Below are 19,429 nucleotides of genomic sequence, written 5' to 3'. Positions count from 1 at the left end.
CTCATGAATTTTGTAAAAGTAGTTAGAGAATTAAATATGGATTTGAGTGTAAGTGATAAGCCGAGATATCTTTTGTATTCTAATGAAAGAATAATTGAAGGGGAGAGTTTTTGTGAGGGTGTATATAGTGAAGTGTTCTCAGCTGAAAATCTAGAATTATATTTAGAAGGGAAAATAGATTTTGATGAAATGTTTGAAAAAACAGGTGTGAAAAAGGAAAATATTAAAAACCGGAATGTAATTGTATCGGATTTAGAAGAGCGTTTAGAGTACCTTAAAAATAGAAAAGACATGAATATAAATGAGGGGCAGCGGATCGTTATGGATGCCCTTTTAAAATCAGAATGCACAAGTTTTGCGTTGTGGAATGGAAACGCTGTTGATAAATATTATTTATTGACTTTGTTATCTGTTATAGAATGGTTTCCATATTTAGTGCTTATTGGTGGCTGGGGGAACAATGATACGGTTTTAGCTATCGCTTTCGATCATGATTTTGTTTCTTCGGATATAGAGATTATGTTGCCAATAAAGGAAACAGAAAAACTTATTTATAAACTTGATAAAGTCAATCAACTTTGTGATCCGAATGCAAAGAAATGGATTGAGGAAAGCAAAATACATTATAGAGAAAAGGATAAAGAGATAGAAGGGAGATTAAATGTCTTCAGATTAAATAAGTAAAGTGTTTTAGAGAGTTTAGATACTTAAATGTAATCTAGCCTTTTTTAGTTTTACAAAAAACAGTTGAGGTGATAGCGATGGAAAAGAATATGATTCAAACAGAAAATATATTACTAGTCACTCCTTTGAAGTGGAGTATGATTTTGAATAGAGAGAAGTGGGTGGTTTTTCAAAGCGAAATTAGTGAAAAGCTAAAACAAGAAATCAATGAATGTTTCCCTAATGCAAAGACGGCTTGTATATCAGAAACGTTTCTTTTAAAGTATAAAGAAACAGGGGAATTATTAGGTGAAGCGACTGGATATGAGGTTTATTATCTACTTTATGATGTTGAAAAAGAAAGCGGATATAATAATAAATCATTTTTTGAAGGATTAGCAAAAGCACGTTATTATGCAGTGAAAAATCTTTATTATGAATGGTGTTCTATGAAATCGTTGAAGCCGAATCCAAATGAGGGATGGTTTAAATCGAAAAAGTTTAATAAATACCTTGATCAGATTGGTTGGGGCAGTAACTATGCTGTATTTATACATGAAGTAATAAAATACTAAACTATAATAGGGGGTTTTTAAATGAGTAACAAAGTTTATTATTCAATCGTTTCAAGCGTGAGATTTAGTCGTAATGAAGAAAATAGAAAAGTAATTACAGATTGTATAAAGAAAGGCGAACTTAATTTCCTTACTCGTTCTGATGATTATGGAGAGTGTTTCGAGGTCGATTATGAAAAGGATATAACTGAAGAAGTTGATGAGAACTGGTTACTGGAAAAAGTAATTGAATACGTTAAAAAATATAAAATCACTGAATTTGAATTATGGAAAAAGCATGAGGAAGAATCCATTTATAACATTGGTTTTGGTATCACTATTGAGGGATCAACGGACAAGCCTATCATTAAATGTAAAGAATCTTATGCAGGTTCATTAGATGATTGGAACTTGTCCTGGATCAAGGGTGAGAGAACTTATGAAAAAACATATGTACAACGTGCACTTTAATAAGAGAAAGGTAGTGTAGAAAATGTCTCAAAAAAGTTTATATATGATTCTACAGGTGGATCGTACAAAAAATACTGTTCTAATAGAAAAAACTCTATTCAGTAAAAAAGTTGTAGTTATCGTTTCAGAAGAAGATGCAGCAATGTATGAAGGGTTATTGGAGGAAACATCAGTAAATGAGAGCTTACCATTTGTTGAATATGATGAAGAACGAGGTGTGATTGGATAATGGCTTACAACAAGAAAAACTTCACACCTAAGACAAAAGAACAAATAAAAGAAGAAACTCAAGAAATTATGGACAAGGTTCTTACCGATATCACTAAGTATTATAAGTCCCCTGAGGATATGTTAGAGTTAGCGGATTTTATGGCGAAGTTTAGTAATTATTCTCCTAAAAACATGCAGTTAGTTAGATCTCAATTTGAAAGTGCTTATGCATGTGCGAATTTTAAAGCTTTTAAAGATGCTGGATTTCATGTGAATAAGGGTGAAAAAGCAATGAAAGTTTTTCATCCTTATGTAAAAGAATACGTGAGAGATCCAAAAACAAAATTAGCAATTCCATTAGGCAAGTTAACGGCAGAACAAAAGAAACAAGTAAAAAATGGTGAGCTGAAAGTAGAAAAGCAAACAAGCTATTACTTGAAAGCTACAGCGTTTGATATTTCACAGACAAATGCCAAACCTGAGGATTTACCGAAAATATTCCCGAATCGTCAGTTCAACTTTGAAGTGAATGAAGAAAATAAAGAACTATTAAAGGTTGGTATCCAGGCATTAGCTGAGAAAGAAAATATCAAAATTAAAACAATGGGACAAGGTGCATTGGTGAAAGAATTAGGGAATGTACATGGCGCATATGTTCAAGTTTTGGATTCATCCTATTCTCAAATCGTGATGAATACAAGGAACACTGAGACGAATGAATTGTCTGTTGCTATACATGAATTAGCTCATGCGAAGTTACATGGTAACAAGATAGATCCTTTAGAACATAAGCCTACTAAGGAATTTGAAGCGGAGTTAACGTCTTATATTGTGTGTAAGCATTACGGTATGGATACAAGCGAGGCAGCCGTTCCTTATATAGCGCTATGGACGGAAAATGGACAGAACATAGAAGAGAAAGATAAATCTATTATGCGTGTCCATGAAACAGCAAGCGGCTTTATTAATAATATTGACCAGAAGATTTCTGAATTACAAAGGGAGATGCAAAAGAATATGGAGCAAAGCAAAGGAGAAATAGAGGATGTGTATTTAGTGCGCTATGGCGCTTTAACAAGTACTGAAGAGGAAATTGTAACTGTGCGTGAATTACGTGAAAGAGCAGGTAGAGATAAATCTTATAATGATGTAGAAAATGCTAATACTCTAAATGATAAAGAGTATATTGAAGAGTTCAATAAAGGCAATCAAGTAAATTGTATTGCATTAGATCATAATGAAATTAAGAAACCTATGGTTGTTATCCAATGGTCTGAAGCTGATTTGGAAACAAATAAAGCAATTCCTTTTGGTGAAGCGAATGCAATGATGAGTGAACGAATTGCGGAAATAGATGTTGAATCTAAAAAAGCAGAAGAGAAAGGTGAATATGTCCCTTATGAAAAAACTCGCTATCATGTAATTCTACCAAAAGAAATGGATACAGATTTTAATCGAATGGAAGTCATTACGATGGATCGGTTAGATTTAGGAGATGGAGGTTATAAGTCTCCGTATGAGCAAATATTAGATGAGAAAAGACATTTATCGGATGAAGTAAAACAAACATTGCAGCAAGAAATAAATAGTTATAACGAACAAACAAGAGGTCAATCTAATCCTGAAAAACTAAGAGCAGTAGATCGTACTGTAATTGGTGAGAAACAGCAGGATGAGGTTGACCGTTTTTCATCTAAAGAAACAGAAATGCATGAGGGGGAAACTACTGTAGATAAGCAGGAAGCAAGAAGAATGGCACATATGGCATATATGCAACAAATGGAAAGATAAAAAGTACACCTTAACCGATGCTCTATTTATTTAGAATTTATAATCGATAAGGAGAAGAGAAAATAATGGATAACTTTGAATTACTAACAGACATTCAGCAAAAAACTGCCCAGGAGATTCATGAGAAATTAGGACTTGATTTAGAAATACATTGGGAGGGATATGAAATTCAATTATCTGAAGACCTTCGAGTTATAGAAGATATTCGTCCTGAAATGCGCTTGAGTCTAGGGGAATTATATACCGTTGTTAATAAGTTTGGGACGGAAGAAGAACGACAGGAATTAGAAAGCATTGCAAACACACTTGAACCATATTATGAAGCAGATCTTAATAAAATAGAATTTTATGATACACCGATTGCAAAAGTTTCAGTGGATCAGCAGCAGAATATGAAAGTAGAGTGTGTTTCTGAATATGTGAAAGATAATCATAATAGTTTTGACTTTAATCATTCAGTATTTGAGGCGATTGAGAGTATAAATCATTCTATTATGGAATCGCACAAGGAAGTAATATTGCAGCAAGAAATAAATATCAATAGTGAACAAATAAGAGATCAATCTTATCCTGAAAAACTGGTAACAGCGGAATTTTCTGTGAACAGTAAAGAGAAACAGGATGAGGTTGATCTTTTTGTATCTAAAAATATAGAGGGGAATGAAGTTGAAAGTATGAGTAATCACATTGAGAATGTACCAGGGGAAAATAAGCATCTAGTGACAATTGAGGTGTTAAATAAAGATATAGTGAATGAAGAAGTAGCTACAATACACATGTTAGATGCAAAAACGAAAGAATTTTATAATTTGGCAGTATGGCATGTTGACGAAACGAATCGTGATGATTTATATATTGCCCCGATGGAAAAAGACGGTGAAAGAGATACTGTCTATCTAGATACTGTTTTAAAACCTGATTTATATGAAAAAGTGCAAGACTCTATTTTTGAGGGAAAAGGGAATCAATCGTTTGTTATACATCAAGAGAATGCCGTTATGAGTTTAAATGATCTTGTAGAAGGGGAACGATATGGCAAGTTAGTTGAAAAAGTAGAGCAAAAAGACTTTAACTTCAAAGAGAAAGAGATAGAAATATATAAAGAAATGAAAAAAGAAGGCTACGAGCCGATTAAAGTTATAGAGAAACAACTTGAAGATGCAGGACTTGTTCATGTTCCATCAAGTGGAAGCAATAAGGAAGACGTGTATCGAATGGGAGATGCAAGAACAATAGAAACTGAAAGAAGTGGAGGAACAAATGTGGTGAAAGAGGATAAAAATACAGCAGATGTTGATAAAAGATATGTAGGGACTGACAAAGTATATTCGAAAGAAAATAGGCAGGCGGATCAAGGGATAGAGAAAGAAAGGGAACAAGCTAGGAAACGATATATGATGCAACAAATGTCTGGGCGAGATTATTAATTCATGTGGAAAGTAGTGTAGAACATGCAATATAGAACGCATTTAACAACAAGTATGGTGGTAGCATTACCTGTCTTGGCTTTTACAGATACATTGACTTTGATTAACATTGCCGCTGTAGGTTTAGGTGCTTTACTACCTGATATAGATGAACCAAATTCTTTTATTGGCCAAAGAACTAGGGGTGTATCGGACCTGATTCATGCAGTATTTGACCATAGAGGAATGACACATTCTCTTGTAGGAATAGCATTTACATCGATTTTGATGCTTTTAGTGACCAGTGTAACTCCGCTTTCATTTATAACAGCATTATGTGTTGTTTTTGGGTACTGTCTTCATATAATTGAGGACAGTTTTTCTGTGAGTGGGGTAAAGTGGTTACTTCCATTTTCTAAAAAGCGTTACCAAAGTGGATTCCATGTTATCTCCTATCGTACCGGTGGATGGGCTGAGATGGGGGTATTTCTTATTAGTGTGCTTACTATAGGGTTTGAAATGAAATGGTTCGGTATGAATCATTTACAAATTCCTAACGAAAATATCTTATCTGTAGTTTTAGACACAATAAATAGTTTTATACAAAATTTGAAATGATCCAAAAAAATAAGAAGAGGACTGTGTATACATACACAGTCCTTTTTGTATTGGAGGGCTTATTGTGGAAGAGAAAACACCGAAAACAAGAACCTATTCAAAAGAAGAGATAGAGAAGGCAGCGGCTTTAGATATTGTTGATTACTGTATGCAAAACGATATTCCTGTAAAGTGCGACAGTGAGCGTTATTACCGCCTAGCGGATCATGATAGCCTTATTATTGATAGAAAGAAAAATCAGTTCTACTGGAACAGTAGAGGGGTTAACGGCAATGTTATTAATTTTGTACAGGAAGTAGAAGGTGCTTCGTTCCCAGGAGCGATGCAGCGGTTATTGGATGGAGAAAAAGATTATGAAAAAGCATCAGAAGTCACATTTGTTGTTGAGCCATATGAATATTCTCCTGAAAAAGAAGTCCCACGTTTTGATAGAGCAAAGGATTATTTAGTTCAGGATAGAAAAATTGATCCTCAAATTGTAGATGCATTGCATGAACGAGGTATTATTAAGCAAGATAAGTATAATAATGTCTTATTCCTTTGGAAAGATCGTGAAAATGGAGAGGTAATGGGTTGTTCGGAACAAGGTGTTGTACAATCAGATAAATACAAGCGTGGAACGTGGAAAAATACCCAAAAGAATTCCACTCCTAACTATGGTTTCAATGTTTTAAATGGTGAACCAAGAAACCTGAAATTCTTTGAATCATCTGTAGATCTATTGAGTTATGCTTCTTTGCATAAGAACGCTTTAAAAGACACACACTTAGTTAGCATGGAAGGACTAAAACCACAGGTTGTATTCAATTACTATATGAAGAGTAGTGAAAGAATTGGTGATGTTCCTGATAGCCTGTCATTGTGTGTAGACAATGATAAAGCAGGAAAAGCCTTTGTAGAGAGGTTAATCCATTTCCGCTATGAAAAGAATGATGGAAGCATTGTTGCATTTAAACCTGAATATCCTAAATCGCCTTCTGAGGAACAAAAATGGGATTGGAATGATGAATGTAAACGTGTAGATAAACAGCGAGAACAAGGAAGACAAGCCTATTTGCAACAACGTGGAATGGAAAGATAAAATTATAAAATTATAAAATTATAAAATTATAAAATTATAAAAGTGGAAAAGTATAATATTATACTTTTATAAAAATAATTCGATGTTAATGTTGAATCATTTAGCGATATTATGTATAATCTAAGTATGAAAGACATGGAGCAGTTTTTCGGAGTACGCTCGGCTAAATAAATAAACCGATACAAGACACGGAGCGGTTTTTCGGAATGCGCTCGGCTAAATAAAAAACCGATAATGATGGATTTTAAAAGCACTTACTTTGATGTAAGTGCTTTTTTGTTTGAATTAGTTCGATATAGTGAGATTCAATATTGTAATATAGCAGGTTATACGGTATAGGTTTTTTATCCTAAGGCACTTACATTTGTAAGTGCCTTTTTTATTTGTAAGGGAGACAACTATGGAAACAGGTGATTATGTAAAAATTAGTGATCGATATTTTAACGATAATCCGAATTTAAAAGAGAAATTGTACAATAAAGAAGAGCGCAGAATGTATATTGGGGTGGTAATAAAAATTTCGGACCAATTAAATGCTTGTGTTCCTTTTCGTACAAAAGCACCAAATAATAATCGTGTAGTAGAGCATGGTACTTTTTCCATACCTTCAGAAACGAGACCGAATGCCTGTTTAGACTTAACTAAAACTTTAATAATAAATAATGAGAGTTATTTAAGTGTTTTGCAGAAAGAAAGGGTTGCAATCCCAACTGTGCAGAAGGCAAAAATCAATGAGAATATTGATGAACTTGATAAAATGCTAAAGGGATATATAAAAGGGTACAAAAAAGATTACAAGGAAAGTATACGTAGACCGGAAAAAAGGCGAGATCCTTTGTATCAATTTAGTACTTTGCAAAATTACCATAAAGAGCTTGGTGTGATAAAAGAGCAGGAGAAACCAAAAGAGAAAAGTAAACAAAAGGTGCAGGACAAACAAGAAGAACAAGATATACAAAGAGAGCGAGCAAGAAGAATGGCATATATGCGCCAAATGGGGCATGAGAGGTAGCCTTGAAATATAAAATAAAGAAAAGAGGGAGTAACTTATGATGAAATTAAAAGATGAAAATAAAAATGAAATATATCGCCAATTTACTTTAAAGTATAAGTCGGAGTATAAACGGATTTTTGACTACATGGTACATGAAAGGGAAACCTCTTTAGAGATGGAGCTGAATGGAGAACAAGTATCTGTATTTTCGATTTCTAAATTAATTGAACTTGATCAAAATGGTGGGAATTATTTATTAAGAGAAATAATTGAGATTGCCGAAAAATACGTTCCATTAGTAGCAAATTCTTTAAAAGATACTTTATGTAATAGTTTTAGTGATTATAAAGATGAACTATTAGAAACAAATATCAGTACCATATTTAATTACAAGGGAACGAAATATAGATTAGGCCATGATTACAATTTTCATGTGAAGAAAGCATTTACCTATAAAAATGAATTGATTGGTGGCATGTCCTTGGATGTACTTTTTAAAGTTTACGACAAGAACGGAGATGAAGTATTATTCGAATCAGATCAATTAAACGAACAAATCATTTGTTTAGAAAATGGAGAAACATGCTATTTAACAAATTTTGTTCAATGCTATTTTGATAGAAATAATATATTCAGATTCAAGCCTAATGTCTCATTATTAGAGAAAAGTGGTTATATAGTGCAGTGGGAAATATATGGTTATACAAAGGGATTAGGAGATGTGTTTATTGATGGTCAATGCATATCAACAGAAGAATTTATGGACATTATGAAAAATAATATAGATCAGTTTGATATAAGTGACAACTATCCTGTAGAAAGTAATTGTTCTTATTTTACACAAGAAGTTAAAGAATAAAGTGAAATTTGGCTTAATTGATAGATGTATATATTGTTTTTTTGAGGGAGTAGCATAACGACATGCTACTCCTTTTTGTATAGAAAACTTAAAAATGAGAGGAAGTAATAATATGTCCGTAGTTATCTTATCAGAGAAACCGTCACAAGCAAAAGCTTATATAAGTGCCTTCGAGGTAGAAAAAAGAGAGAAAACGCATGTGTACCTAAAAGCATGTAGTACGTTTCCTCAAGGGGCGATAGTCACATGGGGTATTGGACACCTGGTCTCTTTGAAAATGCCTGGTGAATATAAAAAAGAATGGGAGTATTGGGAGTTAAAAAATTTACCAATCATACCAAGTGAATTTGAATTCAAGGTGAATAAAGAGAAAAAGGCACAATTTGATGCAGTTAAAAAGTTATTTAAAGAAGCAGATATGTTGGTTAACGCCTGTGATATAGATCGAGAGGGTTCTAATATCTTTTATTCCATCTATCATATGACTGGTGTGAAAAACAAAGTGATAAAAAGATTATGGATTAATTCTCTTGAAATAGAAGAAATCAAGAATGGATTTAATAATTTACAATCAAATGAAAAAGATTTGCTTATGTATGAAGAGGCAGAGACACGTCAAATTTCCGATTGGCTTGTAGGCTTGAATGCTAGTCGGTTATATTCACTTTTATTACGTCAGAAAGGTGTCCAGGGGACTTATAGCGTGGGACGTGTACAAACGGTAGTATTATGTCTAATTAACCAACGACAACAAGACATTAAGAACTTCAAACCAGAACCGTTTTTTGAGTTGGAAGCACAATTCAAGGCGATGAATGGTACGTATAAAGGACGATATAAAGATAGATTCAAAACAAAAGACGAATTAACGATGTTATTAAAGCAACACCAACTTTCGGAAAGTGGAAGTAAGCAAGGGGCTGTTAAGTCAGTAGAAGTGAAACCGAAAGAACAAGAATCACCAAAATTATTTTCTCTTTCTTCCTTACAAGCACTGGCCAACAAAAAATATAAGTATTCACCAGCTGATATTTTAAAAGGGATTCAGGAATTGTATGAAGCGAAATTGGTAACATATCCACGTACAGACTGTCCTTATATTACAGAGGGAGAATTTGAGTACTTAAAGAACAATTTAGTTGGTTATCAATCGATTGCAGGAGTGAATTTTCAACCTCGTTCCCTAGATCCCAATAAACGCTATGTTGATAATAAGAAAGTCCAGGAGCATTATGCGATTGTGTTGACGAAGAATGTTCCTTCTAAGGAAAAAATAGAGCAATTACCTGAAAAGCAACGTAACTTATATATGGAAGTATTGAAAAGCGTATTAGGTATGTTCCATGCGCCTTATGAATATGAAGAAACAATTATCACAACAGATATGAATGGATTGCTTTTCACAACTAAAGGGAAGGCAGAAAAAGCATTAGGATGGAAAGAACTTTATGTTACAGATAAGATAGAGGAAGAAGACAAGGAAGAACAGGAATCCCTTTTACCTGTGGTGAAACAAGGGGAGTTTGTCCAGGGTCAATTAAAAACAAAAGAAGGCATGACGACACCGCCAAAGCCTTATACAGAAGGACAATTAATTACGATGATGAAAACGTGCGGATCGTCTGTAGATGATGCAGAAAGCAAAAATATTCTCAAAGAAGTAGAAGGCTTGGGGACGGAAGCAACTCGTAGTGGAATCATAGAAACGCTGAAAAAACAGGAGTATATAGAAGTAAAACGGAACAAAGTATCTGTTACACCAAAAGGAGAAATCCTTTGCCAAGCTGTGCGAGGAACTCTGTTGGCGAAACCCGATATGACGGCACAATGGGAAGGGTACTTGCGAAAGATAGGGAAGAAACAAGGTTCTAAAGATGTATTTTTAGCGAAGATTGGGGAATTTACGAAACAATTAATTGAAAATGCTACAAAATCATTAGATCAGCTTCAAGTAGACAGCAAGATCCAGGAGATGAAAGAAAAAGATTCTGTAGGGAAATGCCCGAAATGTGGAAAAGAAATTGTGAATCGTAAAACGTTTTATGGTTGCAGCGGATATAAAGAAGGTTGTAAGTTTTCGCTTCCAGGTGAGTTTTTAGGAAAGAAAATAAGTGAGACGAACGCTAAAAAATTATTAGAAGGAAAGAAGACAGGACTTATCAAAGGTATGGTAGGGAAGAAAGAGAAGCCGTTTGATGCGTATCTTAAACTTTCGCAAAGTGGGAGGATTGAACTTGAATTTGCTAAGAAATAACCAGTTTGGGTTGTTTGGGAAAGAGAAAAAATCGGTATTGAAAACAAATGGTATTTTTCAAAAGGTTAAATGGATCGTACTTGTGGCTGGACTTGCAGTTTTGTCTAGCCTGTTTTTTTCTTATATAAAAGAGTTGTTATCGATTGGAGTTGGCAACGTAGCAGCCACGAATCAAAGGATTGAGGTTAATCCTTTACATGTGTTAGTGCCTTTGTTAATTGCTCCTATAGTAGAAGAGTGGATATTTCGTAAGAAATTAACCAATCTATTCAACAAGAGATTGAACAGAATAGAAGCAATTCTCTTTGCCAATGGATTATTTGCCTTTGTTCATTTGGATTGGTTCTTCTTCCCTTACTTTGTGAATGGGTGTTTATATGCATGGAGTTATGAAAAGACAGAAAGTTTGAAAGTACCGATGTTCGCGCATATCCTATATAACTTATTTGTATTTTTGGTGACAAACTTTCTAGTAAATTAGTATGGCGTTACAGCAAGAGACTAGAAAAATATATTAAGGTAATTAAAGTGACATAGCGATATGACGCTTTTTTTATGTTTATAAAAGTATAAAATTATAACTTTATAATTTTATAACTTTATACTTTACTATAGGTTGTGGGTGGTTTAGAATCAAGTTATGGATGTAATTGGATACTGTAATTTCAAGGAGGATTTATCATGGAAGATTATGAGTATGCATGTGAATATTGTGGTGCTGGATTTAGTGAAGAGGGATTATACAATAACGAATCTTGTGATGATTGTGCGGTAGAACACGGACTTTTAGATTAAAAGAAATATATTGTTTTTCAACCTACGCTATAGCCAAGTGATAATGAGTTAAGGCTATAGTGTTCAACTTTAAAGAGTGGGGAAATGGGTACTCAGTATCATATTGATAACATGATTTATACATCTAGAGAAGAATTTCAAAAGGCAATTTGAATCATATTTTTTATTTTGATTGTAAATATGGAAGGGGACACAGCAATGAAACAAAAACAATTTAATCAAGTGAAAAAACAGAATAAATGGAAGAAACCCTTTATGGCAATGGCGACAGTAGCGGTACTAGGTGCAGGGATTTTTAGTGTTAAAGCTCCTTTGGTAAGCTCAAACGTTGTGTATGCTGATAGTGAAACATACAGAGTGACAGCTTCTTCGTTAAATGTTCGAAGTGGAGCGAGTCCAAGTACAAAAAGCTTAGGATTTGTATATAAAGATCAAACTCTATCGGTAATTGGTCAGGAAGCAAATGGATGGTACAAGATTAATTTCAAGGGGCAAACAGGATATGTGAGTGGGGCTTATGTGGAAAAAACAGGCTCTTCTACAAACACAAATACAGATGCGCCAGTTGGGAAAAGGACAATTTTTATTGATCCAGGGCATCAAAGAAAAGGGGATTTATCTAAAGAGCGAGTATCACCATCTTCTAATGAAACGAAATATAAAGTGACTTATGGAGCATCGGGTGTCGCAACGAAAAAACCTGAGTATCAATTAACTTTGGAAACTAGTTTGATTTTAAAAGAGGAACTAGAAAAACGAGGTTTCCACGTTATGATGACTCGTACATCAAATGATGTGAATATCAGTAATATTCAAAGAGCGCAAATGGCTAATAATGCAAATGCGAGCCTTACGGTACGAGTACATGCTGATGGAAGTGATGATAATTCGAGTGTAAAAGGATTTTCTATTTTAACGCCTGAAAACACACAGGACACAAGAGGGATTTATCAAGATAGTTTAAGAGCTTCACAGACAATATTAAATAACGTAAGGAATGGTGGCATAAATATTCATGGCAACGGAATCTTTAAGCGTAGCGACATGACTGGATTCAACTGGTCAAAAACGCCAGTAGTATTACTTGAAATAGGATTCATGTCAAATCCTACAGAAGACCGTTTACTTTCTGATCCCGCATACCAAAGAAGGTTAATGGCATTAACGGCAGATGGGATTTCTAAGTACTTCCCAAGAGATGAAATGAAGAAAGATGATATAACAGGTGGATGGTATGAAAGTCATATTCGTGAATTGAATAAGAAGGGAATCATGGTTGGAGATGGGAATGGGACGTACTGGCCAGATCGTTTAGTAACAAGAGCAGAATTTGCGACTTTAATTTCTAATGCCCTGAAATTACCACCGGGGAATGCAGGTTTCTATGATTTGAATGAGGCACATCCTACCTTGTGGGAGGGAATTAAGCGTACAGGAAGTGCAGGTATCGTTAAAGGTAGAGGGAATGGTATGTTTGATCCCAATAGCCCTATTAAACGTGATGAAGCAGCAATTATGATAGATAATGCCTTGCGATATAAACAGATTGTAGGGCAAGTTGTGGATACGCCATTCTCAGATCTAAATCATGCATATGATAAACAAGCGGTACAGCGCCTATATGGATTAGGAGTTGTAAAAGGGAATGGGAATAATCAATTTCTGCCAAAAGGAACAGCAACTCGTGGAGAGGCAGCGGCTTTAATTAATCAAATGTTACAAGTGTAGATTGATAGTTAGATGATGCAAAAAGCGACATAGCGATATGTCGCTTTTTTATGTGCAACTTAAGTCTTGGAGAAAATAGAATTATTTCAAAGATAACAGTTTACTTAGTAAATAAATACTGTTAATTTCAAAAGATATTACCATATTGAATTACTCTTTTTTTTCTTAGCATCTTTTTCTTCTTGTTCCACTAACCAATCGTTCATCGGAACATTTACTGCTTTGCTTGAATAATAGGGATTATAAATAGAAGAAGCGCTGAATAATTCTTTATAATCTTTTTTTAGAATATTATAAAAATCTTGTGTAGCGACAATTGGTTTTTGCACCTCTTTCATTGCTTTAGAACACATCTTAGATGCTTTATTAACTGCATCTCCCATATACACAACATCGTTTATTCCTGATCCGTTGTACCCTGCCTTAATCATTAAGACTCTTCCCCACGAAAGACCGATACCAGCTTTAATCGCTGTATATCCCTTTTTTTCTAATTTATAGTTTAAAACTTGTATCAAGCTGTTTATCTTTGCAGCAGCCTCGAAGGTCTCATTAACCTGAGATATGTATTGACCACCAAAAGTAGCCGATACACAATCCCCAACGATGTTAATCTCTTTACAATTTGAATAACCATTGAGAATAGCAACAATTTCACTAATATAAGACCGATATATTTTGGCAAGTACTTTCTTTTGGTGAACTTCTGGAAGGGTGGAAGAATCTCTTAAATCAACAAATAAGGCACAACACTTTACATTGAAGCCATTCGTATAAGTCAAATCATCTCTTTTGGGTATTTCATCTTTTTCGTCGAAATTACTGCTAGAGTCTAAAATTTCATCGATTCGGTTTCGACTGTCTTCAAATTTGTAGGTCTTCAAATTTGTCTGCATTTATTACTTCCTCTTTTCATGATATATTTACCAATAGCGTATCATCTAACTAAATTTCTAACAATTAAAAAATAACGAAAGGGGAAGTTGCTATGAATTCATCACAGAAACAAGAAAAGGCAAGCGGAATTTTAGAAAAGGCGAATTTCTGGATTGCAAACGTAGATGCAAAGGTTTCATTTATTGTTAGCTTCACTGGAGTATTTTTAGGCTTTATATTTGCTAGTGATTCAATCACGAAATCAATTCAAAATTATATCAATACTATAAGTAAAATGAGTTTTAGTGACTTTAAAATGATTTTATCTTTAATAGCAACAATTTTATTTGTAATATCAATTTACTTTATTGCAAAATCTGTTTACCAGTTGATGAAAGCTCTAAAAGGAAGAATAGATCCAGAGCTTTATAAACAATCTGGTTTGGAGACAAATTCTTCTATATTTTGGGGGACGATAGCATTGAAGGATTATGCTACGTTTAAAAACACCTTTAATCAATCGGAAGAGCAGCAACTTAATGATATTCAGTCACAAGCCTACATCAATTCATTAATCACCAAAGAGAAATTTGAAAACTACAATGATGGTTTAAGAAACCTACAAAGAGGTATTGTGGTATTTGTGATTTTTAAATTACTAACGTATTTTCCTATATAAAGTAAATTTTTAGGAAAACCTCATACTTAGCTAAAATGAGTAACTCCATTTTGATTAATACTTTTTCAAAATGGAGTTTTTGTATTTACTGTTAAATAAATTTTTGTAACTTTATTTTTATCAATCTTTGTTTCAAACCAACAGCAGTATAGCGCTATGTTATTTTTTGTTAGGATCTACTTTTATCATTTGAATTTGAAAGATGTCACTGTACTTAATTCCCAGGACATGCATTTCTTCATTTAAAGAACGCCAGGGTTCAATTTTGATAGATTTAGTGGTTGTTCGATCTCGTAAGGTATATTCGTGTATATAATAAGATTCCTCGCTTTTTCTCATGTGAATCCTTTGTTCCTCCTTTAAATAATCAAAAATCCGTAGGTATATAAAAATTATACATTAAGTAAGTATTTCTAATCTGTATTTACTTTGGTCTTCTTATAGTAATCGTAATATCTTTTTAATGATAAGTCAGATTTAAATCCGATTTGCTTCATGATTTGTTCAGGTGTGTTTTTCTGTTTGATTTCCTTTAAAACAAATGTGTTCCGAAAATGCTGGGCAGAAATTCCCTTTCGAAGATTGGCACGTTTCACTTCTAATCGTATCATCTTTTGTATAGATATTTCGGTTAAGTTTTTAGGGGCATCGTTATCGTAGCTCCAATGATATGTGCCTCGAGTGGAATCAAATGCAACAAATAATGGTTCTTCTGTGTGATATTGTGGACGTATTGGTTTAGGAATTACTTTTAGATAGTTATATAAATGTAATTTATCTTCTTCTTTTAAATGAATTGTACGATTTATTTTTGAGTCTTCAGGAATAGATAGCGTGTTACTCTCGAAATGAACATGTTTCATTTGCAAGGATACGACTTCATGTAAGGATAATCCATAATCTAAGAGTAGGATAATGATAGAAATATTGCGTTGTAATAACATTGGACGTGTAGCTCTTTGTTTTTCAGTTAGCCCATCTAAAGAAGAAACGACTTTTTTTAAACGTTTTTCTTCTTTAGAAGATATAAAATCTTTATCTCTTAATGAACGGTCTGGTTGATCTATTTGTATTACACTTTCTATCGGACTAGGTAAATCTAATGACTCATAAAGTCGATTCAGAGCAATATAAATACGGTGTATAGTTTTATCTGAATAGTGACGTTCTTCTTTTAGGTAATGAAAAAAAACTTTATAGTCTCTTTTGTTTAGGGATTCCCATATATCTTCATCAATGATCCGATCAGTATTTTCTAACCAGGATAAAAAGTGTCCTACATCATACGTATATCTTTTGATTGTTGAAGGTTTTCTTCCTTTTTGTAATAAGTAATCAGTAAAGTGTTGTGTTGTTTTTTCTAGTATTATAGTAGACATATTCTTAACCACCTATTTTAGTGAATTTTGAATGGAATCTATTCTCGTCTTTTTAACTTCTTCTAATAATATTAGGATTATATCTTTGGAGAAATTGTTAATTTCACTGTCATCATCATTTGTTCATAAATCATACGTTGTCACTATTTGAAGTCAGGTGTTTAAAAAAATGATTAAGTTGTTTTTTAAATGAAAGTTCTTCATAAAATTCTTTTAAAAGTTTAGGTTGGTCATCGTTGTAAACGAGTTGGTTAATTAAAGCTATTATTGTACGTGTAAGTTTGATATATATATCTTGATTAAACCAAGTGACATTTCCTGTTATTTCATTACACATATGCGGGTTACTTATGACAAAGTACGATCTACAGCTAAATGGTCGAATATTATATATTGAACATTCTCCTTTTGTAATATCAAGAAAAGGACAAGGTTCAAGAGAACTCTGTCTGTTAGTCCTAAGGGAAGAAGGAACTTTTCTTCTTGCTTTAGTTTCTTTTAAATTATATTTAATAACTTTTTTGATTTCTTTATTCATATTTATATTAATTCTTTGAGCCTCTATTTTTTGAAGATTAACTTCTTGGAAGCAACAGGCGATACATCCCTTTTTGCAAGGGGCGTTTTTTTGTAATTGTTCTATTGCTGGATCATATGCTGAATATAATTTTCCGAGGAGTTCTAAACCCAACTCTTCATCTATAGAATTATGAGGTTTTAGTTTAAATAAAATTTCTTGGATAGTGTTCAATAGCTTTATAGTTAGACTTATGTTTTCATACCCGAAGTTACCGTCATAAAATTCGAAACTTCCCCCCCATTTTTCATCTGATTTTATATGACAATTTTTGAATTTCAATCCAGAACCACAAGGACAAGGATCATTTCTTTTGACTTCTATTATATCCTCATAACTATCTTGAAGGGCCTTTAATAGTAAGGAATCCAATATTGTTATCTCATACATTTTTCATTCACCTCTCTAATCTATATCCTCAGTATTTAAATAGTGTCAAATTCTTTATTTTCATAGCGCTTGACGATTCTATAGAATGTAGCACTACTAGAAATTTTGCACTTTTTCATAGCAGCTGTAGCTGTGATTTTCCCTTCTTTCCATTCATTATAAGCATCGATAAATTCCTGAGTGATCGGAATGCGAGGTCTACCTAAGTGCTTTCCTTTTGCTTTTGCTAAAGCAATTCCTTCAGCCTGACGTTGTTTAATATCCTGTCGCTCTTTTTCGGCAAAGGCTGATAGGATAGTGGTGGTTGCTTTTTGGATAGCTCTTTGAATTACATCATTCGTGTCATCTCCGGTATAAGTTACATTTATAAAGGGTTCGTTTAAAAACTGTAAATTTATTTTTTGGTCTTCATAATATTTGAATTCTTCAAGAATATTGTTCATAGTTCTTCCGAGTCTTGTTAAAGAATCAAAAACAATTGTATCTCCTGTGCGAGCAATTCGTTTCATCGTTTGATAGTTTTCTCTATCCATATTACTTCCAGTTTTTTTATCGATAAAAATATCTCGTTCGTCAATTCCGATATTTTTCATATTTACTATTTGTCGTCCTTCGTTCTGATCTTTACTTGAAACACGAACATATCCGAATTTTTTTGTGTTCATAAAACAACAACCTTTCTTATAACAAGAACATTAATACTATTCTATCTATTTATCTATAATTATACCAAAAGTGAATCAAAAGATATATGTTGTTTTTGAACTAGTTCAAAAAGAGATTTCAAACCTTTTGAAGTTTTTATTTTGATAGTTTTTACACCACATCAAAAGGTATACCTTTTGGTGTATATACTATTTGGTATTTTTATATTATTTAACATTGAATGTTTTTGAGGGGCGGATTCGCAAAGTTTTTAAATTGTAAATATTATTGTTTGTATCTAGATAATTGATAAACAGAATATTCGGTGTATTATTTATCAAATTAATAAATAATACAAATATTTAAAAATATGGTAATATATTCTTGTATTTGTAAAATATTTCTAGGAGGTAATCGAATGATAAGTAAAAAATTTGTAACTGGTACTATTGTATCGACATTATTGGTTCTTTCTGCTACCCCATCTTTAGCGGCTGTTAATGAAAAACAAGTACAAAAAACAAATTCTGTTCAAGAGGTTCAAAACGAAAAAAGTGCAGAAATTAAATTTAACAATGAACAAGAGATGTATGATATTGCACAAAAAGCAGAGAAATATTTTGTGAAGAATGTAGATGGTACACTTGCACTTAATGCAACTGCGGAACAACTCGGAACTACTGAGGGAAATTTAAATCAGTATAGAAAAGGTGTAGAAGCTATTAATCTAGCAGTTGCAACTGGTAACGTGAAGGTCAATGTAAATGCAAATACGAATTCATTGGCATTAGAAACGGTTGCTCCTTCAAATCATTCAAGTCTTCCTAGTTGGACATGGAATAGTGATTTTTATGGTTGGAACTTTTATTTAAGTAACTCCGAATCAAAGACATTTGTATACAACTGTAATAAATGGGCAGCAGGTGCAGCGGGTGTTGCTGTTATCACTGGTTATGTAGCGGCCATGGGTGTACCTCAAGCTGCGGCAGCTGCTTTAGCGGCTGGATTAATTTCAGCGGGTCTTTGGTGGGTAGGAAACGAAGTGGATTATAGAATGACTAGTAAAGGGACAAAAATATATTTGAGTAACTGGAATCCAGTAAATGTTGTGCAAATTTCAGGTAGATAAAATAATATCTTAAAAGAAAACAATGTATATTCATTGTTTTCTTTTATTTAGGAGGTTACTACATTTATGATTGCATTTTTTTTAATAGTATCTTTGTGTGGATATGTAATTTTAAAATACTCTAATATGTCTCTACCATCTTATGTTACGTATTTTTTAAGCGCATTTATCATTATATGTGTATCTATATTAATCCTAAAACTAGATGTTAAACCAGAAATCAAATATACGATTTTTGGTTTTTCTCTCTTTGTTCTTTTGCATAATCTTGTTATAGGAGCAAAAATGTTATTCAAATGAATAATTTTTATATAATGAAGGTAATGAAGG

The 19,429-nt window shown here is 33.1% G+C and carries 18 protein-coding genes and 3 pseudogenes; 16 read left to right on the top strand and 5 right to left on the bottom strand.

What is annotated here, in order from left to right:
- The first annotated feature begins 3 nt into the window (after positions 1-3).
- The 14 genes and pseudogenes from FT637_RS24460 to FT637_RS30505 all read left to right on the top strand — a co-directional run.
- Positions 4-684 (top strand): hypothetical protein, encoded by a 681-nt coding sequence (locus FT637_RS24460; RefSeq protein WP_227493940.1) that lies wholly within the window; start codon positions 4-6, stop codon positions 682-684.
- Between the two features lie 77 nt (positions 685-761).
- Positions 762-1,238 carry a hypothetical protein gene (locus FT637_RS24455; protein WP_193648497.1) on the top strand — a complete coding sequence of 159 codons (477 nt, stop codon included), beginning with the start codon at positions 762-764 and terminating at the stop codon, positions 1,236-1,238.
- A 21-nt stretch (positions 1,239-1,259) separates the two neighbouring features.
- Entirely contained in the window at positions 1,260-1,688 is a 429-nt protein-coding gene (locus FT637_RS24450; RefSeq protein ID WP_193648496.1) for a DUF5514 family protein, read from the top strand.
- 22 nt (positions 1,689-1,710) lie between these two features.
- Positions 1,711-1,917: a DUF5511 family protein gene (locus FT637_RS24445; protein ID WP_193648495.1), complete on the top strand. Its 207-nt coding sequence runs from the start codon at positions 1,711-1,713 to the stop codon at positions 1,915-1,917.
- Entirely contained in the window at positions 1,917-3,689 is a 1,773-nt protein-coding gene (locus FT637_RS24440; RefSeq protein WP_193648494.1) for an LPD25 domain-containing protein, read from the top strand. The genes FT637_RS24445 and FT637_RS24440 overlap by 1 nt, the downstream gene beginning before the upstream one ends.
- A gap of 65 nt (positions 3,690-3,754) precedes the next feature.
- Positions 3,755-4,207, top strand: a pseudogene (locus FT637_RS30090) (hypothetical protein); the annotation flags it as partial.
- A 933-nt stretch (positions 4,208-5,140) separates the two neighbouring features.
- Complete coding sequence (locus FT637_RS24430) at positions 5,141-5,713, top strand: metal-dependent hydrolase (RefSeq protein WP_193648492.1); 573 nt, start codon at positions 5,141-5,143, stop codon at positions 5,711-5,713.
- A gap of 64 nt (positions 5,714-5,777) precedes the next feature.
- Positions 5,778-6,794: a DUF3991 domain-containing protein gene (locus tag FT637_RS24425; RefSeq protein ID WP_193648491.1), complete on the top strand. Its 1,017-nt coding sequence runs from the start codon at positions 5,778-5,780 to the stop codon at positions 6,792-6,794.
- A 400-nt stretch (positions 6,795-7,194) separates the two neighbouring features.
- Positions 7,195-7,806: a hypothetical protein gene (locus FT637_RS24420; protein WP_193648490.1), complete on the top strand. Its 612-nt coding sequence runs from the start codon at positions 7,195-7,197 to the stop codon at positions 7,804-7,806.
- 37 nt (positions 7,807-7,843) lie between these two features.
- Entirely contained in the window at positions 7,844-8,647 is an 804-nt protein-coding gene (locus FT637_RS24415) for a hypothetical protein (RefSeq protein WP_227493939.1), read from the top strand.
- A 112-nt stretch (positions 8,648-8,759) separates the two neighbouring features.
- Entirely contained in the window at positions 8,760-10,901 is a 2,142-nt protein-coding gene (locus tag FT637_RS24410) for a type IA DNA topoisomerase (RefSeq protein ID WP_193648488.1), read from the top strand.
- Positions 10,902-10,938: 37 nt separating this feature from the next.
- Positions 10,939-11,382 (top strand): CPBP family intramembrane glutamic endopeptidase, encoded by a 444-nt coding sequence (locus tag FT637_RS24405; protein ID WP_413773246.1) that lies wholly within the window; start codon positions 10,939-10,941, stop codon positions 11,380-11,382.
- 494 nt (positions 11,383-11,876) lie between these two features.
- Positions 11,877-12,866, top strand: a pseudogene (locus tag FT637_RS30510) (N-acetylmuramoyl-L-alanine amidase); the annotation flags it as partial.
- 27 nt (positions 12,867-12,893) lie between these two features.
- Positions 12,894-13,424, top strand: a pseudogene (locus FT637_RS30505) (S-layer homology domain-containing protein); the annotation flags it as partial.
- A 137-nt stretch (positions 13,425-13,561) separates the two neighbouring features.
- On the opposite strand, the gene FT637_RS24395 reads toward FT637_RS30505, so the two are convergent.
- Entirely contained in the window at positions 13,562-14,320 is a 759-nt protein-coding gene (locus FT637_RS24395; RefSeq protein WP_193648485.1) for an adenylate/guanylate cyclase domain-containing protein, read from the bottom strand.
- Between the two features lie 92 nt (positions 14,321-14,412).
- On the opposite strand from FT637_RS24395, the gene FT637_RS24390 reads away from it, so the two are divergent.
- On the top strand, positions 14,413-14,979 hold the full coding sequence (locus tag FT637_RS24390; RefSeq protein WP_193648484.1) for a hypothetical protein: 567 nt from the start codon (positions 14,413-14,415) through the stop codon (positions 14,977-14,979).
- Positions 14,980-15,138: 159 nt separating this feature from the next.
- Here FT637_RS24390 and FT637_RS30080 read toward each other — a convergent pair whose 3' ends face one another.
- The 4 genes from FT637_RS30080 to FT637_RS24375 all read right to left on the bottom strand — a co-directional run bounded on the left by FT637_RS30080 (position 15,139) and on the right by FT637_RS24375 (position 17,990).
- Positions 15,139-15,318 (bottom strand): hypothetical protein, encoded by a 180-nt coding sequence (locus FT637_RS30080; RefSeq protein ID WP_227493937.1) that lies wholly within the window; start codon positions 15,316-15,318, stop codon positions 15,139-15,141.
- A gap of 74 nt (positions 15,319-15,392) precedes the next feature.
- Positions 15,393-16,358, bottom strand: a complete 966-nt coding sequence (locus FT637_RS24385; RefSeq protein ID WP_193648483.1) for a tyrosine-type recombinase/integrase — start codon at positions 16,356-16,358, stop codon at positions 15,393-15,395.
- A 130-nt stretch (positions 16,359-16,488) separates the two neighbouring features.
- Positions 16,489-17,325 carry an SEC-C metal-binding domain-containing protein gene (locus tag FT637_RS24380; RefSeq protein ID WP_193648482.1) on the bottom strand — a complete coding sequence of 279 codons (837 nt, stop codon included), beginning with the start codon at positions 17,323-17,325 and terminating at the stop codon, positions 16,489-16,491.
- Between the two features lie 35 nt (positions 17,326-17,360).
- A complete protein-coding gene (locus tag FT637_RS24375) occupies positions 17,361-17,990 on the bottom strand; it encodes a recombinase family protein (protein WP_193648481.1) in 630 nt (209 codons plus the stop codon).
- 398 nt (positions 17,991-18,388) lie between these two features.
- On the opposite strand from FT637_RS24375, the gene FT637_RS24370 reads away from it, so the two are divergent.
- On the top strand, positions 18,389-19,099 hold the full coding sequence (locus FT637_RS24370) for a hypothetical protein (protein ID WP_193648480.1): 711 nt from the start codon (positions 18,389-18,391) through the stop codon (positions 19,097-19,099).
- Positions 19,100-19,429 lie beyond the last annotated feature (330 nt).

The organism is Bacillus cereus (assembly GCF_015071065.1).
GTDB classification, from domain to species: Bacteria; Bacillota; Bacilli; order Bacillales; family Bacillaceae_G; genus Bacillus_A; species Bacillus_A cereus_BA.
This window is presented reverse-complemented; position numbering and strand designations above follow the sequence as displayed.

Bases quoted from the DNA above. Each gene is read 5' to 3' on its own strand.
- FT637_RS24445 (WP_193648495.1), top strand. From the start codon at position 1,711: ATGTCTCAAAAAAGTTTATATATGATTCTACAGGTGGATCGTACAAAA.
- FT637_RS24380 (WP_193648482.1), bottom strand. From the start codon at position 17,325: ATGTATGAGATAACAATATTGGATTCCTTACTATTAAAGGCCCTTCAA.
- FT637_RS24370 (WP_193648480.1), top strand. From the start codon at position 18,389: ATGATAAGTAAAAAATTTGTAACTGGTACTATTGTATCGACATTATTG.
- FT637_RS24450 (WP_193648496.1), top strand. From the start codon at position 1,260: ATGAGTAACAAAGTTTATTATTCAATCGTTTCAAGCGTGAGATTTAGT.
- FT637_RS24455 (WP_193648497.1), top strand. From the start codon at position 762: ATGGAAAAGAATATGATTCAAACAGAAAATATATTACTAGTCACTCCT.
- FT637_RS24415 (WP_227493939.1), top strand. From the start codon at position 7,844: ATGATGAAATTAAAAGATGAAAATAAAAATGAAATATATCGCCAATTT.
- FT637_RS24395 (WP_193648485.1), bottom strand. From the start codon at position 14,320: ATGCAGACAAATTTGAAGACCTACAAATTTGAAGACAGTCGAAACCGA.
- FT637_RS24430 (WP_193648492.1), top strand. From the start codon at position 5,141: ATGCAATATAGAACGCATTTAACAACAAGTATGGTGGTAGCATTACCT.
- FT637_RS30080 (WP_227493937.1), bottom strand. From the start codon at position 15,318: ATGAGAAAAAGCGAGGAATCTTATTATATACACGAATATACCTTACGA.
- FT637_RS24375 (WP_193648481.1), bottom strand. From the start codon at position 17,990: ATGAACACAAAAAAATTCGGATATGTTCGTGTTTCAAGTAAAGATCAG.
- FT637_RS24420 (WP_193648490.1), top strand. From the start codon at position 7,195: ATGGAAACAGGTGATTATGTAAAAATTAGTGATCGATATTTTAACGAT.
- FT637_RS24385 (WP_193648483.1), bottom strand. From the start codon at position 16,358: ATGTCTACTATAATACTAGAAAAAACAACACAACACTTTACTGATTAC.
- FT637_RS24410 (WP_193648488.1), top strand. From the start codon at position 8,760: ATGTCCGTAGTTATCTTATCAGAGAAACCGTCACAAGCAAAAGCTTAT.
- FT637_RS24390 (WP_193648484.1), top strand. From the start codon at position 14,413: ATGAATTCATCACAGAAACAAGAAAAGGCAAGCGGAATTTTAGAAAAG.
- FT637_RS24460 (WP_227493940.1), top strand. From the start codon at position 4: ATGAATTTTGTAAAAGTAGTTAGAGAATTAAATATGGATTTGAGTGTA.
- FT637_RS24440 (WP_193648494.1), top strand. From the start codon at position 1,917: ATGGCTTACAACAAGAAAAACTTCACACCTAAGACAAAAGAACAAATA.